The sequence below is a fragment of the Nocardia sp. NPDC088792 genome (genome assembly GCF_044750615.1).
Taxonomy (GTDB): domain Bacteria; phylum Actinomycetota; class Actinomycetes; order Mycobacteriales; family Mycobacteriaceae; genus Nocardia.
The window spans coordinates 1,058,243-1,073,421 of sequence record NZ_JBIVKC010000004.1; the positions used below are offsets into that span (position 1 = coordinate 1,058,243).

The window sequence follows — 15,179 nt, forward strand, 5'->3', positions numbered from 1 at the left end:
GCTACGGGCCGGCCACGCGCTCGGCGCGGGACGCCGTGGCGGTGAACAACACCGTGGGTTGCAGCGCCGATGTGGTGTTCCGTACCGATCCCGGTTCGGCGAGCCGCGGCGCCGGGCTGCGTCCCGGCCGGGACCGGCCCCAGGGCCGGTGTCCCGCAACCGGTTTCGTGGGATCGGTATGGGCGGCGATGCTCGAAGATCTCGGGTACGGCGCGGAATACCAAGCGGCGAGGGCACGTTCGACGGTCTCGTGCCGCCCGTGCGCCGGATCCTCGTCGAGGCAGCGTTGCCGCGCGTAGAGCCGGACGAGATCGTGGTAGGCGAACCGGATGCCGTTGCCCTTGACGAACTCGGCGTCGAGCAGGTGATGCGCGGCAACCTGTTCCAGCAGTTCCTCGGTCCGGTCCTCGGGCAGGTTCAGCGCCGCGGCCGCCACATGGACCTGGAACGAAGGCATCTCCAGCAGGCTCAGCAGGCGGAAGGCCCGCCGGGCCGGGGCGTCCAGGGCCCGGTAGCTGACCTCGAGACTGCTGCGCACGCTCAGGTCGCCTGCTACCAGTTCGTCCAGCCGCCGGGACTCCGGAGTCAGCCGGTCGACCAGTTGCGCCAGCCGCCAATGTGGCCGGGCCAGCAGCCGGGCGGCCACGATCCGGATGGCGAGCGGGAGTTGGCCGCAGAGCCCGGCCAGTTGCCCGGCCACGCGTTCCTCGGCCGCCACCCGGTCCGGGCCGATAATCCTGGCCAGGATGTCCACCGATTCCCGCGGTGACAGCAGGCCGAAGCGGACGTGATGCGCACTGTCCAGGGTCGGCAGCATCTTCAGGCTGGATACCAGTAGTGCGCTGGTCGGTGCGGCCGGGATCAGCGGACGGACCTGGGCCTCGCTGACCGCGCCGTCCAGGACCATGAGGACGCGCCGGCGCGACAGCAGGCTTCGGTACAGGGCGCCGAGCGCGCCGAGATCCGTGGGGACCGCCGCGTGCCGGATCCCCAAGGCCCGCACCACTTCTCGGAGGACATCGACCGGCTCTCGTGGTGTGCCGGACTCTTGCAGGTCGACGAACAGCTGGCCGTCGGGGAAGTGGCCGCTGACGGCGTGGGCGACCCGGACCGCCAGCGTGGTCTTCCCGATGCCCGCCGGCCCGTGTAAGGCGACGATCCGGGGGGTGCTCTCGTCGTCACTGTTCGCGTCCCGCACGGCGGTCAATGCGCGCGTGACCTCTTGCTCGATGCCGTGGCGCACGAACTCCGCGTGGCTCGGCGGGAGGGTGAAGGGCGATTTGTCCGGCCGTTCGCCTCGGTGTGCCGGGGCGTGGTCGAACAGTGGTTTCGCGATCGTGTCCGGTTCGGCCAGGATCTGCTGGTGGAGTGCGCGCAGTTCTTCGCCGGGCTCGACGCCGAGTTCGCCGGCGAACAGCAGACGGACCTCCTGGTAGGCGCCGAGCGCATCGGCCTGTCTGCCCGCGCGGAACAGCGCCACCATCAGCTGCCACCACGCTGTTTCCCGGAAGGGATGTTCGGAGACCAGCGAGCGCAGCCGGGGCAGTACGTCGGCGTGCCGGCCGACGGCCATTTCGGCTTCCGCCCATTGTTCGGTCGCGTTCAGCCATCGTTCGACCAGTGCGGCGCCGTCGCCTTGTTTGAGATAGTCCGAGGAGATATCGACCAGCGGAGTGCCTCGCGCCTCGCTCATTGCCGCTCGTAACAGGCGGGCTCGGTCGTGCGGTTCGGTGGCCTGTTCGGCCTGGGCCAGCAGGGTGTCGAATCTGTTGAGATCCACCTGATCCGCTGCGACCACGATGGCGTAGCCCGCGGCGCGGCTGACGAGGAGTTCGGCGCCGAGCGCCTTGCGGAGCCTGGCGATATATCCCTGGAGTGTCTTCCGCGCCGTGGCCGGCGGATTGCTGCCCCACAGCTGCTGGATCAGTTCCTCGGCCGTTATCACGCGATTGGCTTGCAGCAGCAGCGTCGCCAATACGACTCGATGTTTGGCCCGGGGGATTTCGATAATGTTCCCGTTGTGCCTGACCGTCAGCGGACCGAAGAGTTCGAACTGAAAATCGTCCTGCATCCCACTCTCGTTCTTCCGCCAGTTGCCCAGGAAATATTGTGGTGGTGAGCCGATCAGGTTCGTTGAGCTCGAGATTTCCCGTCGCTTATCTTGATCACGTCGTGCTCGGCGAGCTCGGTGAAGAGCTCGGCAACGTCCTGACCGGCCGATTCTCGATCGATATCGTATTCTTCGGCGACCAGGAGCCCGATATCGTCGACGGTTCGTGTGCCGTCTATTTGGCGCCATATGAATGCCGCCGACTCGGTCAGTTCGTAGAAGTGCTGATAACCGCCCACGATCGTCTTCCCGCCGTGGATGCGGATCTTCACGTTCAGCGGTAGTGCGGCGACCGTGTCCGGGCCCACTGATTCCGCATTATCGGCTGTCATCAGACGGACACCTCCATGGAGATTCGCTGGCAGACGGCGATGGTCTCCTCGACCCATTTCCGAGGGTTGTCGGGGTCGAAGGTGCGCATGGTTTCCACTGCCCAATAGTCGGTGAAGGGCAGAATTTCCGGATCCAGGATCTGCATGCGCCGTGCCCGCCATTTCGGCCACAGGCTCCCGAATTGCCCCAAACTGGCCTGGAGGGCGTCGACGGCGTGGCTGAACGCATTCTTGGTCGAGATCACCGCGCTGTGCAGATCGCCCCGCTCGACCTGGCCGGCGGCGTCTTCGGTGTAGCTGTCCGCCTGTCGCAGGGAATTCACCACCAGGACCGACCGGTGCGCCGACGCCGCGAGTGCCGAGCGAGTGCGCTCGAGCCAGGCGCCGTCATCGGCCGGTGCGGCATACGGGAGGCGTTCCAGCAGCGCGAATTCGTGGTGACTGAGGGTGCGCCACGCGCCCTTGTCGGCGGTGAACTGCTCGTGCGACACCTTCGCCGTCACCTGCTCCACCTGGCCGGCAGTCCAGTACTCGATATCCCACCGGCGATTGTCGACGAAGGTGATCTCGTACTGCAGTGAACCGGGTTCGAGCGCAACATGATTGGTTTCGCCGATCGAGCTGACCCACGGTTCCCGGGTCACCACGAGAATGTCGAGGTCGCTGGTCGGATTTCCCCATCCGCGGATCAGCGAGCCACTCGCGATGACCGTGTCGTACGCGGCGGGCAGCAACTCTCTCGTGCCCAACTCGTCGATTACATTCGAAAGATCAAACGACATTAAGGCAAGTCTCCCTGATCGCTATTGATCCGAATCTGCAGGGGATATCCCCCGCACCACTTCGCCCCCGACCAGTGGTTTTTCGCTCCCCCCACCTGGATTTTCGGTGGATTTCCACTCCCCTGCACGGTTTTTCGGTGTTTTTTCGACTCCCTACGCTCATGTTAATCAGGAGTTCATCAGTTTGTCATGTGCAAGGAATGTGATGTGGCTCACATCGATTGCGAATCCTGTTGGGGCACGCCATGTTCCGCGTCCACGGCGGACGCATGATGGCTGATGAGAGCCCCGAAATGCTTCTCGTGCAACAGATCTGGACCGGCAAGAAAACCGGTGCGTCTGCCCTGCCCAGAGCGCACCACCGGACACGTCCGGACGACACAGCGTCACCGACAGAAGAGAATGAGATATCAGGCGCACCAATGCCTTTCGGCAGCCTACGTCGACAGTGCACCGGATCACCATGGGATCGAAGAAAATTCGGCCGCCCGCATCGAGTTCGCCTGTCCCGCAGCCCGAAACGGCTACGCCGGACGCGTTGCCGGAAAGTCGCGCAGTCGCCGGATTCGGCTCATCAGCAGGATCGCCACCGACAATGCCAGCAGCCCGGTCATCATCCAGATCGCCTGGCGGACTCCGAACACAGTGCCGAGGCCACCGGCGAGCACGCCACCGAGGGGGACGACTCCGACGGTGACCATCGCCATGCTGGCATTGATCCGGCCCAGCAGGTCGGGCGGACAGTACTGCTGCCGGAAGGTATTGATGATGACATTCGATGCGACGCCACCGATTTCGATCGCAAGAACGCCGACCACATACCAGACCAGACCGATCCCGCCGCTGGTCAATGGGATGAGCAGACCCATCGGCACAGTGGCGACCTGCAAGAGCACCACGGCGCGCGCGGTTCCGAATCTGCCGGAGACCCTGCCGGCCACCAGAGCTCCGACGGCGCCGCCGGCCGAGGACAGCGCGAGTACCACCCCCACTGTCGCCGCGCTAGCGCCGACGTCCCGGACCAGAAAGAGCACCGAGATCGAGGTGAATCCCATCAGCGCGATATTCACAGCGGCGCTGTAACACACCAATACTCGCAGGTACGGATCGTGCACGACGAACCTGAGCCCCTCCCCGATCTCACTGCGAAGCCCACCTCTCGCCGTCGCCGCAGGCCGAGGTTCCGCCGTCCGAATCCCCCACAGACATAGCGCCGATATCCCGAAACTGAGCGCATCGAGCACAAGCCCGGACACCGCACCGAAAACGGTGGCCAGCACCCCACCCAGCCCCGGCCCGACCACTTGCACCGTCGACTCACTGCCATACAGCCGCGCATTCGCCGGCAACAACTCGTCACTGGGTATCAGCGATGGCAGGTAAGCCCGGTACGCGGTAGTGAAGAAAACCTTGGCACACCCACCGACAGCAGCGACCACAAACAAATGAGTGATCGTGAGCAGCCCGAGCCAAGCGGCCAGCGGAACGGTCATCACCGCCACGAGCGAAACGATGTCACACCACAACATCACCGGCCGCCGCGCAAGCCGATCCACCCAAGCCCCCGCCGGCAACCCGATGACCAGCCACGGCAACCACGCGACGGAGGTGAGCAGCCCAACGGTGAACGTATCGGCCCGCAACGTCACCACCATAACCAACGGCAACGCAACAGTGGAGACATTGCTACCGAGCAAACTGATGGTCTGCCCGAACCACAGCAGACGAAAGTCCCTCCGAGTCACAACTTTTCGTGGCGGTGCAAGATTCGTCGTCGGCTGCCCGGTCATGCATACACAGTAGGCATCACCGATGCCCCCCAGAAGACCTTGCTTCCACCTGGAACTTCCAGTACCGTAGTACATCCAATTATCCACTGCAGCAACATGTTCAGTGCAGGCAGTCGCCACAACCAAGCCGCCCCTGCACCTCCAATTTCATGCACAACTGCAGCCACCCTGGCACAGGATGACACTCAAGGCACGAAAAGTGCTGCACAGCAGCAGATCACAAAAACTGCAACGAGCGATGAATCAAGTCGGCCCCACAGTGGAGGCTCTCGCCGACTCATCAGTGATGCCCCCGCCGATACCGACACCCCGGGCCGCCGATAAGGCCGAGCGATTCACAGCTGCTCCAGCAGCTTCGATCTTGGGTCGATGGGCACCGTCACGGGTGGCCGCCGACCCAAGATCGTCGCGTGGGCCTCGCTCAGTGCTTGGCCTCTGCAACCGCTAGGTCTTCCAGATCACCAGATCGAACTCGTTGCCCTCCGGATCGGCGAACGTTGTCCAGCGGACCGCCGGAAGCTCGGTCTCGTTGAGCGGCTTGGCGCCCAGACCGGTCAGCCGCTCGATCTCCTCCTCGTAGTGATCGGTTACCAGGACGAAATGGATGCTATTTTTGGTCGTTTCCGCCTCGGGCGCATTGTGGAGCAGCATTCGAGGACCGCTCTCCGGAACAGTGGCGTCGACCGCCGTGTCACCAGCGACCGCACCCGGGCTGACCGGGCGGCCGAGAGCCTTCCCCCAGAAGTCCGCCAGGGCTCCGGAATCGGCGCAATCGATGGTCAAAGCGGCGAAAGTGGTGGTCATGACAGTTTCCTTCCGATAGGCAACAAAACCTGCTTTATTCCGGCCGACCCGTCCAGTACAGCCTGATATGCCTCTGCACTCTGTTCGAGCGGCCAGGTGTTCACGGCTGGAGGGACGAGGAGGCCGCGGTTGAACAGCGGACGGAGTTGGTCGAAGATCCTCGCGACCTCGACGCCCTCCATGAATACGCTGGCGAGTCCGGTGACGTGCAATTGCCGGTTGTAGATCTCGGCCAGGGAGAATTCGACTCGCGGTTCGGCGGCACTGAAGATCCCGACCATCCGACCGTCGAACCGAAGGCTACGGAGAATGGGCTCGAACAGGTCGCCGCCGATGGTATCCAGCGCAAGGTCGGCACCGCGCCCATCGGTGAATTCGAGCACCTTTTCGCGTATGTCGCTGGATTCGGTGTCGACGAAGTATTCGACGCCATCGGGCTTGCGCCGGTCGGCAACGATCGGCACCGCCCCGCGCCAGCGAGCGATCGCGGTAGCTGCCTGGCCGACCATGCCGGCTCCGCCTGTGATCAGGATCGTTTCACCGGGCATGAGCCCCATGATGTTGACCACCGTCTGCCATGCCGCGAGGTAGGACCGGCCCACAGCGGCGGCCTCGGCCATCGTCAGGCGCTCGGGCTTGCGTGACAGCCACGTCTCGGGAAGTGCCACGAAGCGCGCATGAGTGCCCGGTCGCTGCAGTCCCAGCGCCGGCCCGCTGCCCCACACCTCCGAGCCGAGGTGGTCGCCGTCAGAAACGACGATGCCGGCGAAGTCGACGCCGGGAATCGTCGGCAACGGCGTGCCGAGCACGCCGGCGGCGTTGGCAACGTCGAGCGGGTTCACGGCCGCCGCGTGCACCTCGACGAGCACCTCCCCCGGTCCTGGCACAGGTACCGGTTCGGAACGATAAGCCAGCGATTGCGCCGGCGCTCCGCCGGTCTGGATGACGACTGCATCCATCTGCTGCCGCTCACCACCGAGTGAGGATGGGGTGTCTATGAGCATGTTCAGTTCCTTTCGTTGATTCTTGGTTGATGTCCTGCTGGGTCACGCCATTTCGACCCCGGGGATGCATGCGGAGCCAAGAGACGCAACATCCCAGCCTGTAGGCGACGCTTTTCTACAGTCTCTTGACAGAACAGAATGACAATGCGACGCCCGAGCGCAGGCAGAAAATTCACTGTCCGCCTCTCTGCGGCAGCTACTACAATCCGGATTCATGACTTAAAGCATTAACTCACGATATCCCTCATCACTTAATGGTGCAAGTCCCAAGTCTGCCGGGTTATCCTGTCTCCATGGACGCCCCGCAGGAGACCCGTTGGCTCGACGCCGAGGAACGGCAGGCATGGACAGCTCTGGCCCGCACGCTGGTCAGACTGCCGGCCGCACTCGATGCACAGTTGCGCCGCGACGCCGGGATCAGCCACTTCGAGTACCAGGTACTGTCCCTGCTGTCGGAGGCGCCCGACCGCACCCTGCGAATGAGCGCGCTGGCGACGCTGGCCGAGGGGTCACTGCCACGCTTGTCCCAGGTCGCCGCCCGGCTGGAGCGCCTTGACTACCTGCGCCGCACGCCCGACCCGACCGACGGCCGCTACACCCTGGCCAGCCTGACCGACCAGGGCTGGGCGAAGGTGACCGAGGCTGCGCCCGGCCATGTCCGAGAAGTCCGCCGCCTGGTCTTCACCCCCCTGACCGAGACTCAGTCCCGGCAGCTGAGCGAGATCGGCCAGCGCATCATGCATGCCATAGACCCTGGCGAGTAGATGACATCTCGAACCGGATGCGACACCCCGCCGACACCGCCACCGACCCTCGCCCGATCACTGCGCCCGGCAACGCGGCCTCGACCAGCTGGTCAACCTCGGCCCGGAGCTCGGCAGAATACGGCCCGGTATTCGCACCGAGCCGGGGCATCGCGGGCGGCTTGCCAGCCAGAGTCGGCTCCGTAACCGGGCAGAATAGGGCGTCGCGTAGCTGCCAGAAACCGGCACAACACGTATGGGCTCCGCACCGCCATCGGCCTTGACACGGTTGGCCGCTCGAATCACCGCAATGACTCGCTCAGCCGATTGATTCGCATACCAGTAGTAGCCGGCTCGAAGAGTTCGGCGTGCCAATCGAATCGCACGCGGACGCGCGGTTGCCTGTCAGGTATGGAACGCCGGTAAATACAGCCACCGATGTGCCTGCTGCTTCCGGCCTTACGTGCCGGCCCCCGGCATTCCGGCCCGATACCCGCTCTCCCCCAGCCACTTCCGCCTCACAGTCTGGAGCGCCGGGGGCTACCTCACCGCGTAGCAGTCCAGCGGGCTATCGATCTACCGATACGCGGACCGCCCCGCACCGTCAAATTCTCCAAGCTCGAGTTTTAAGCTTTGCGGCGTGGCCGCGGTCGGGCGGGATTGGATGCGGTCTGATTGCTGCCGGTCTTGATGTGCACGTCGTAGCGTGGCGCGGAATGCTGGTTGCGGTGTCCGGGTGGTCGTCCGCGATCGGCGCAGGAGTCCTCCGCCACGCCTTGGACCTCGTCGCCGATCCGTACACGCTGCACCGCGACACCGGCGCAGATGTGCGTCGCCTGCTCAATGAGACCTGCTACCAACGCTTCTACGTTGACGACCACAGTGACACGCTCGGCCCGCAGATCGCCGGTGAGAAAGCCCTTGTCTGCTGACCTCCACAAAGCTGGGTACGCCCGCGCCAGCCGCTCGCCCAGTGGAAAGCAGAAGAGGGGCTTATTCCAGCCAGCGAGTGGACGCTGGTTGGAATAAGCCCCTCTTGGTGGTCCCAGCTGGGATCGAACCAGCGACCCCTCGCGTGTGAGGCGAGTGCTCTCCCGCTGAGCTATGAGACCGTGCGGGTGTTCGGTGGGGCGGTTTTTCTTGCCGCTCCGAACGAGAGAGAACATTACAAGCATCATCGGTGTGACACCAAATCGCGTGGGTAACGGCGTAAAACGGGCGGTTTACGGGGGCTTGTGGCGGGTGAGGTTTCATCGGGGCGTTGCTCGGTGGACATGAAGGTGTCGCCGGGGCGGGGTGGGATGGCGGGGCGTATGTTTCCCGGCTCCTGATGGCCGGATCAGGGGACACCGGCGCCGCGGTTGCGACGGCCGGGGGAATTACATGCCTGTGGTTCATATTTACGGGCGTCTACCAGGCGATTTGTTACCTGCACAGATCGTGGACTAGTGTTCTCTCTCGTCAGCCGGACAGCCGAGAGGCGCCGGGGGACGAAATGCGGATGTAGCGCAGCTGGTAGCGCATCACCTTGCCAAGGTGAGGGTCGCGGGTTCGAATCCCGTCATCCGCTCGAGGGGCCAACACGGCCTGCTTGGCGGTGTGGCCGAGTGGTGAGGCAACGGCCTGCAAAGCCGTGCACACGGGTTCGATTCCCGTCGCCGCCTCTTTGAGGCAACAAATAGACCCGCGCGATTAGCTCAGCGGGAGAGCGCTTCCCTGACACGGAAGAGGTCACTGGTTCAATCCCAGTATCGCGCACCACGATTGACCAGATCAGGCCCGGCTTACGCCGGGCCTTTCTGCATTTCCGGCCCAGATCTGGCCTGGATCCGGCCCGAGGGGGCATTGACGGCAGGCGTCTGGCTCATTAACTTGTTGGCTGACCAGTAAGTGTGTGCCGGGTCGGCCGGTGTCGGAGGGATCGCCTCGTGAAGGTTCGTCATTTGAACTGCGGCACCATGCATCTGCCGACGGGGCTCGAGCTGGTGTGTCATGTGCTGCTGGTCGAGACCGATGCGGGGTTGGTGCTCGTCGACAGTGGGTATGGGCTCGACGATATTGCGCGGCCGGCGCGGCGGATCGGGGCGATGCGGCGGTTCGTGCGGCCGGTGTTCGATGTGGCGGAGACCGCGGCGCGGCAGGTCGAGGGGCTCGGGTATCGGCGGTCGGATGTGCGGCATATCGTCGTCACTCATTTCGATGCCGATCACATCGGCGGGCTGGCGGACTTTCCGGAGGCCACCGTGCACACGACGGCGGCCGAGTATCGGGGTGCGGTGGCGGAACCTGGTCTGCGGGAGCGGATTCGGTTCCGGTCGGCGCAGTGGGCTCATGGGCCGGTGATCGTTCGGCACCAGCCGGAGGGTGAGCGGTGGCGGGGGTTCGCCGCCGCTAAGGAGTTGACGGAGATCGCGCCGGGGATCGTGTTGATCTCGTTGCCAGGGCATACGCACGGGCATGCGGCGGTGGCCGTCGATGCCGGTCATCGATGGGTAATGCACTGTGGCGATGCGTACTTCCATCCGGGCAGCATCGACGGGTACTCGCCGGTGCCGGCGGTGCTCGCGGGGATGGAGGCCGCTGTCGCATGGGATTTGCGGCAGGTGCGGGCGAATCATGCTCGCCTGAACGAGCTCTACCGGCGCAATGAGCCGGATCTGTTGCTGATCTGCGCGCACGACCCCGACCTGTTCGAGCATGCCGTAGCCACCGAATGAGCGACACCGACGGGAACGGAGACGAATGATGAACCGCAGCAGCACTTCCGAGCGCCGCTCGCAGGAGGAGCGCCGCGGCGAAGCGGAGCGGCGGCTGCTGGAGGCGGCGGCCGAGGCGGTGGCCGAGCTCGGTCCCTCGCAGGTGACCCTGGCCGTCATCGGGGAGCGTGCCGGGTACAGCCGTGGGCTGGTCACGCATCACTTCGGGTCGAAGGGCGCGATGATGGAGCGGCTCGTCGGTACCGTGTCCGAGCAGTTCCGCACGGAGATCCTCGGTAAGACCGCGTCCGGGTCGGCGGTCGAGGCGTTGCGCGGGTTTCTCGATCTGTATTTCACGGTCATCGCGGATCTGCCGCCGATCAATCGGGCCCGGCTGGTGCTGTGGGCGGATGCGGTGGCGACGCCCTCGGAGCGCCGCGCCATCGTGCTGGCCGCCGACCGCGAGTTCCGGGCGGAGTTCACTCAGCGCATCGTGGACGGGCAGGCGACCGGCGAGTTCGCCGCCGAAGTCGATGCGCGGGCCCTGGCCGTGACGGCGATCGGCGCGCTGCGCGGCATCACACTGCAATCGATGCTCGACCCCGAACTCGATCTCGAGGCCGGCCGTCGCGAACTCGAGCTGATGCTCTTCGCACGACTGTGCCCCGCAACGGATTTCCGATCCCATTGAGAAGTACGAAAGGCAGTACCCATGAGCCGGATCTTCGGCAGAATCACCCAGCTCGGTTATGTCGTCCGCGATATCCGGACCGAGATGCAGCGCTGGCTCGATCAGGGCGTCGGGCCGTGGTTCTACGTCCACGATGTGCAGACCGACAACTTCATCTATCGGGGCGCCCCGTCACCGATGAAAATGAGTGTGGCGCTGGCGAATTCGGGGGATCTGCAGATCGAGCTGATCCAGCCGCGCAATGATGCGCCGTCGCTGTACAAGGAGTTCCTCGACTCCGGCCGGGAAGGCCTGCAGCACATCGCGTACTGGACCGACGATTTTCAAGGCCTCTACGACAAGGCGCTGGAGCTGGGATACACCGTCGGGCACGAGGGCTCGATCGGTGGCGAGAAAGGCCGCTTCGCCTACCTCGACACCGAGCAGACCTTCGGGCACATCATCGAGATCTCCGATACCAGCGGCCCCAAGGGGCAGTTCTTCGATTACATCCGGCAGGTTGCCGCCGAGTGGGATGGCAGCGAACCCATCCGCGGCGAGATCGACAAGCTCTGAAGCTCTCTCTCACAAAGGATTTCACCGTGGATTTCCCGGATACCCGGACCCTGCCGAGCGCACTCCAGGAGGCGCTGTCCACCCACAGCGCCAACGTCTACCGGATGGTGGCGCACTCCCCCGGACTGGCGCCGAGCTTCCTGTCGATGGCCGACGCCATGCTGCAGGCCAACTCGCTGCCCATGGCACTGCGAGAACTGGCGATCCTGCGTGTCGGCCACATCTATGCCGCACCCTACGAGATTCATCATCATGAAAGATTCGCTCGCGCAGTAGGTCTCGGCGAGACTGCCATCGCGGCGGCGGCCACAGGCACCAGCGCCGGACTCGGCACCGAGGAGGCGGCGATTCTCACCCTGACCGACCGGCTGCTGATCGCCCACACCCTCGACGACGCCGACCGCAAGAGAGCACTGGAATTCCTCACCGTCACCCAGCTGGCCGACCTCGTATTGACCGTCGGCTTCTATCAGCTGGTCTGCAACTTCCTCAACGCTTTCGAGGTCACCACCGCCGGCGAGCCTTTCTAACCGCCGCAGGGCCTTTCACTCGGCAGCGGCGGTTCCTCGTCGAGGCAGGTCCGGCATTGCCGCTCGACGAGGTCCGCGAAGGCGCGAGCCAGCGGGGTGAGCGCGTCCCAGCGCCGGACCGCCCAGCCGACCGGCAGCGGCGGTATGAACGGCAGGGCCAGGTAGCGGAGTCTGCTGCCGGCTGCCGCCGATTTGTACGGGAGCGCGGGCACCACGGCGTGGCCGGTACCGAGTTCGGCGAGCAGCACTGCGGTATTCCAGTCCGTCACACCGGTTTCCGACGTCAGGTGGATTCCGAGCCGGGTAAGCGCGGTATCGAGATGACGGCGGGACGCGGAGTGCTCGGGCAGGCGGATATGCCTGATGACAGTGAGATCCTCGGGGCCGATGGCAGCCCGGCGCACTATGGGGTCGTCGTCGCGGACTGCCAGTACCCACGGCAGCTCCACGACAGGTCGTAGCTCGACGCCCGGCACCGTGCCGTTGATGGTCACCCAGGCGAGATCGACGCTACCTTCCAGCACGGCGTCGAAGCTCTGGCGACTGGATACGGTCGTCCGGAAATCGAGCGACGCCCGGGGAAACCGCCCGCGGAATTCGATGATCGCCTCGGACATGAAATGCCGGATGGTGGTCGCTCCGGTGTGCAGGCGTACGGAACCGGCCTCGCCGCGGGCGAATTCGCCGAGCCGGCGCAGGGCGAGGTCGAGTCCGGCGATGCCGTCGCTGGCCGCGGCGTACAGCAGTAGTCCTTCCGGTGTGGGTGTCACCCCGTCGGGCCGGCGTTCGAGCAGGCGGACGCCGGTGGCCTGTTCGAGTCGTTTCACGTGCTGGCTGACGGCGGGCTGGGTACAGGACAGGTCGCGGGCGACGGCGCTGAGGTTTCCCGCCTGGCAGACCGCCAGGAATACTCGCAGGTCGTCGAAGGTCATGCGCACGACTGTCACCGTAGTTCGCGCCGCATCCAAGCCGAGTCTTGGGGATTGCCAAGTTATTCCGAGAATTGACCGCGCACCGGCCGGCGTCGATGATCGATATGGGCCCAATGGGCGGCAACCCGGCCCGGCTTTTCGCCTGGTCCGGACCTCGCGCGGAAGCCGGGACGGGTGCCGACCCGCACTCCGAGAGGAAGGCGCCGACCATGCTTGTCGAACGGAAGAACATCGAAGAGTTCCTGCGCAGCCGCGGCGCCGATCGGATCGCGCATCCCGGCGGCACCTTGCTCGCTCATCTGAACAGAGTCGCCGATCTGCTCGCCGCATGGAATGCCGACGAGGACATTCGATATGCCGGACTCTGCCATGCCATGTACGGCACCGACGGCTTCAACCGGCCATTGCTCGAACTCTCCGGGCGCGACATCGTGGTCGCGCTCATCGGTGAGCGCGCCGAATCCCTGGTCTATTTCTACTGCAGCTGTGACCGATCCGCGGTCTATCCACGACTCGGTGCGACGCCCGTCGTGTTCACCGACCGATTCACCGGCCGCGACCATGAACCCGACGGCAGCGCTGTGCACGCCTTCATGGAAATCACCGCCGCGAACGAACTCGATGTCATGGCCCACAATGCCGAACTCGCCGCCGAACACGGACCGGCGCTGTATCGACTGTTCGAACGCACCAGACGGCATCTCTCGCCGCAGGCGTGGCGAGCGTGCAGCAACCAGCTCGCACCGAAGGATTCCTGACTGCGTTGCGGCGGAAGCCGATTCGTTTCGTGTAGCGCTCACAGTTTCACCACAGCGTTGGCAGTCGTTTGCCAGATCGGTCTGACGGAACTCACAGCCGATCGGGGTTTGCTTGCGCGGAAACGTTTTTCGAGTTCTACATTGGGAGGTCGCCATGTCGATTGCGACTCGCGGCGGAATACTGTTGTTATCCGTCGCCACGCTGGTCGGAGTTTCGGCGGGGGTGGCCAGTGCGGCGGCGCCCGGACCGGCTCCGGCCCCTGTCACCACTACCCCGCCGCTGCAACCGGTGGATGCGAATGACGACTACAACAATGCGGTCGCGGCACAGAATGCGCAGGCACAGAGCGCATCCATTGGCGCCGGCCTGGCCGGTGCGGCGATCGGCGCGGTACCCGGATGCCTGGTCGGCGGCCTGATGGGGTTGCCCATACCGCCGGCCGAGGTGCTTTCGATTCCTTTCGGCTGCCTGATGGGCGCGGTGGCCGGTGGCGGAATCGGTGCCGCTCTCGCCACCAGTAGCGTCGTCAATGCCACCGAGCCGGATGTGATGCAGAAATGCTCATTGGCCATGCCCGCCTGGGCTTGCCAGATTCGCGAGAATCAGCGCCTCGACCCGAATGATGACGATACCCTGCCGCCGCTCCCGCCCGGGTAAGCACTGCGGACGAGTGCCATCAATGCGAATTCATGTTGCGTAGCAGGCCCACGGCTACTTGTGGTTGTGCCGTGCCGCAGCGTGGGCAGGCATTTCCTGCCTGCGGAACATTGAGCCAGTAACCGTCCACGAACGATCGGGTGGCGTCGATTGCGGCGCCGACCTGATCGGCCGTGACGGATTGGCCGCTGGGATTGGTGCTGATTCCGGCCAGCACCACCACTTTCGGGTTCGCAGTGCGGGCCGCGGCCGCTGCCTGCTTCACGAAATCGGCGTATCGGGAAGTGTCCGCTTCACTGCCCTGGGCTTGAATGTCGATGACATCGGCCGCTTTCGCTGCCGCGGCGGAGATGCCGAGGCGCAGGTAGGCGTCGTAACTGTTTTCGCCGGGAGCCAGGATGCGGGTCAAATCGGTGGCCGGAGTGGCGATGAGCAGCAGGTGATGCGCATGGGCGACGGCGGCCGCGCGGGTTTCGGCGGCCGCCGGATCCTGCTGCTCGGCGGTGGGTGTGAGCGGCCATGCCTCGTTGTCGTAGAGCACGGCCTGAGTCGCGGGGTCCAGGCCGCGCTCTACGGCGGACCGCAGCGCATCGACACTCGTGAAGGTCTGTGTGCGAACAGCATTGGAATAATCATCGGAGCCTTGTGTGCCCGCCACCAGATAGGTGGATGGCGTATCGAAATCCGCCGAGAGCTCGGCCTGCGACATGCCGGCATCCGCGAGCAGTTTCAAGGCGCCGGCCGAGACCAGCCATTTCGGCATTGGCAGCACTGTGTTCGTTGTCTTCGTAGTC

At 64.8% G+C, this 15,179-nt stretch carries 16 protein-coding genes and 4 tRNA genes; 11 read left to right on the forward strand and 9 right to left on the reverse strand.

Features of this window, described 5'->3' with window-relative positions; genetic code table 11:
• Position 1: 1 nt before the first annotated feature.
• The 6 genes from ACIP5Y_RS31705 to ACIP5Y_RS31730 form a co-directional block, all read right to left on the reverse strand.
• Positions 2-2,071 carry a BTAD domain-containing putative transcriptional regulator gene (locus tag ACIP5Y_RS31705; protein WP_400355659.1) on the reverse strand — a complete coding sequence of 690 codons (2,070 nt, stop codon included), beginning with the start codon at positions 2,069-2,071 and terminating at the stop codon, positions 2-4.
• A gap of 53 nt (positions 2,072-2,124) precedes the next feature.
• Entirely contained in the window at positions 2,125-2,418 is a 294-nt protein-coding gene (locus tag ACIP5Y_RS31710) for a PqqD family protein (RefSeq protein WP_400355661.1), read from the reverse strand.
• 23 nt (positions 2,419-2,441) lie between these two features.
• Positions 2,442-3,191, reverse strand: coding sequence for a hypothetical protein (locus ACIP5Y_RS31715; protein WP_400355662.1), 750 nt, complete (start codon positions 3,189-3,191; stop codon positions 2,442-2,444).
• A gap of 557 nt (positions 3,192-3,748) precedes the next feature.
• Positions 3,749-5,014, reverse strand: a complete 1,266-nt coding sequence (locus tag ACIP5Y_RS31720; RefSeq protein WP_400355664.1) for an MFS transporter — start codon at positions 5,012-5,014, stop codon at positions 3,749-3,751.
• 444 nt (positions 5,015-5,458) lie between these two features.
• On the reverse strand, positions 5,459-5,818 hold the full coding sequence (locus ACIP5Y_RS31725; protein WP_400355666.1) for a VOC family protein: 360 nt from the start codon (positions 5,816-5,818) through the stop codon (positions 5,459-5,461).
• Complete coding sequence (locus tag ACIP5Y_RS31730; protein WP_400355668.1) at positions 5,815-6,822, reverse strand: zinc-binding alcohol dehydrogenase family protein; 1,008 nt, start codon at positions 6,820-6,822, stop codon at positions 5,815-5,817. The genes ACIP5Y_RS31725 and ACIP5Y_RS31730 overlap by 4 nt, the downstream gene beginning before the upstream one ends.
• Positions 6,823-7,115: 293 nt before the next feature.
• On the opposite strand from ACIP5Y_RS31730, the gene ACIP5Y_RS31735 reads away from it, so the two are divergent.
• Together ACIP5Y_RS31735 and ACIP5Y_RS31740 are read left to right on the forward strand one after the other, a co-directional pair.
• On the forward strand, positions 7,116-7,586 hold the full coding sequence (locus ACIP5Y_RS31735; RefSeq protein ID WP_400355670.1) for a MarR family winged helix-turn-helix transcriptional regulator: 471 nt from the start codon (positions 7,116-7,118) through the stop codon (positions 7,584-7,586).
• Positions 7,587-8,281: 695 nt separating this feature from the next.
• Positions 8,282-8,497 (forward strand): hypothetical protein, encoded by a 216-nt coding sequence (locus tag ACIP5Y_RS31740; RefSeq protein WP_400355672.1) that lies wholly within the window; start codon positions 8,282-8,284, stop codon positions 8,495-8,497.
• 105 nt (positions 8,498-8,602) lie between these two features.
• Here ACIP5Y_RS31740 and ACIP5Y_RS31745 read toward each other — a convergent pair.
• Positions 8,603-8,677: transfer RNA gene (locus tag ACIP5Y_RS31745), tRNA-Val, on the reverse strand.
• A 385-nt stretch (positions 8,678-9,062) separates the two neighbouring features.
• Here ACIP5Y_RS31745 and ACIP5Y_RS31750 point away from each other — a divergent pair.
• The 7 genes from ACIP5Y_RS31750 (at position 9,063) to ACIP5Y_RS31780 (ending at position 12,037) form a co-directional block, all read left to right on the forward strand.
• A tRNA-Gly gene (locus tag ACIP5Y_RS31750) sits at positions 9,063-9,135 on the forward strand.
• A gap of 23 nt (positions 9,136-9,158) precedes the next feature.
• A tRNA-Cys gene (locus ACIP5Y_RS31755) sits at positions 9,159-9,229 on the forward strand.
• A 22-nt stretch (positions 9,230-9,251) separates the two neighbouring features.
• Positions 9,252-9,326: transfer RNA gene (locus ACIP5Y_RS31760), tRNA-Val, on the forward strand.
• 167 nt (positions 9,327-9,493) lie between these two features.
• On the forward strand, positions 9,494-10,282 hold the full coding sequence (locus tag ACIP5Y_RS31765) for an MBL fold metallo-hydrolase (protein WP_400355674.1): 789 nt from the start codon (positions 9,494-9,496) through the stop codon (positions 10,280-10,282).
• Between the two features lie 25 nt (positions 10,283-10,307).
• A complete protein-coding gene (locus tag ACIP5Y_RS31770; RefSeq protein ID WP_400355676.1) occupies positions 10,308-10,952 on the forward strand; it encodes a TetR/AcrR family transcriptional regulator in 645 nt (214 codons plus the stop codon).
• A gap of 21 nt (positions 10,953-10,973) precedes the next feature.
• Complete coding sequence (locus tag ACIP5Y_RS31775) at positions 10,974-11,507, forward strand: VOC family protein (RefSeq protein ID WP_400355678.1); 534 nt, start codon at positions 10,974-10,976, stop codon at positions 11,505-11,507.
• A 26-nt stretch (positions 11,508-11,533) separates the two neighbouring features.
• Positions 11,534-12,037 (forward strand): carboxymuconolactone decarboxylase family protein, encoded by a 504-nt coding sequence (locus ACIP5Y_RS31780; RefSeq protein WP_400355679.1) that lies wholly within the window; start codon positions 11,534-11,536, stop codon positions 12,035-12,037.
• Here the strand turns inward: ACIP5Y_RS31780 and ACIP5Y_RS31785 are convergent.
• Positions 12,034-12,969 (reverse strand): LysR family transcriptional regulator, encoded by a 936-nt coding sequence (locus ACIP5Y_RS31785; protein WP_400355681.1) that lies wholly within the window; start codon positions 12,967-12,969, stop codon positions 12,034-12,036. The two genes, ACIP5Y_RS31780 and ACIP5Y_RS31785, sit on opposite strands and share 4 nt — an antisense overlap.
• Positions 12,970-13,178: 209 nt before the next feature.
• Between ACIP5Y_RS31785 and ACIP5Y_RS31790 the strand changes: the two genes are divergently transcribed.
• Both ACIP5Y_RS31790 and ACIP5Y_RS31795 read left to right on the forward strand, forming a co-directional pair.
• Positions 13,179-13,727: a DUF6817 domain-containing protein gene (locus tag ACIP5Y_RS31790; protein ID WP_400355683.1), complete on the forward strand. Its 549-nt coding sequence runs from the start codon at positions 13,179-13,181 to the stop codon at positions 13,725-13,727.
• Positions 13,728-13,881: 154 nt separating this feature from the next.
• The gene (locus ACIP5Y_RS31795) at positions 13,882-14,385 is read left to right on the forward strand and encodes a hypothetical protein (protein WP_400355685.1); all 504 of its coding nucleotides are present in this window, start codon (positions 13,882-13,884) and stop codon (positions 14,383-14,385) included.
• 19 nt (positions 14,386-14,404) lie between these two features.
• Here the strand turns inward: ACIP5Y_RS31795 and ACIP5Y_RS31800 are convergent, their stop codons facing one another.
• Positions 14,405-15,148, reverse strand: coding sequence for a hypothetical protein (locus ACIP5Y_RS31800; protein WP_400355687.1), 744 nt, complete (start codon positions 15,146-15,148; stop codon positions 14,405-14,407).
• Positions 15,149-15,179 lie beyond the last annotated feature (31 nt).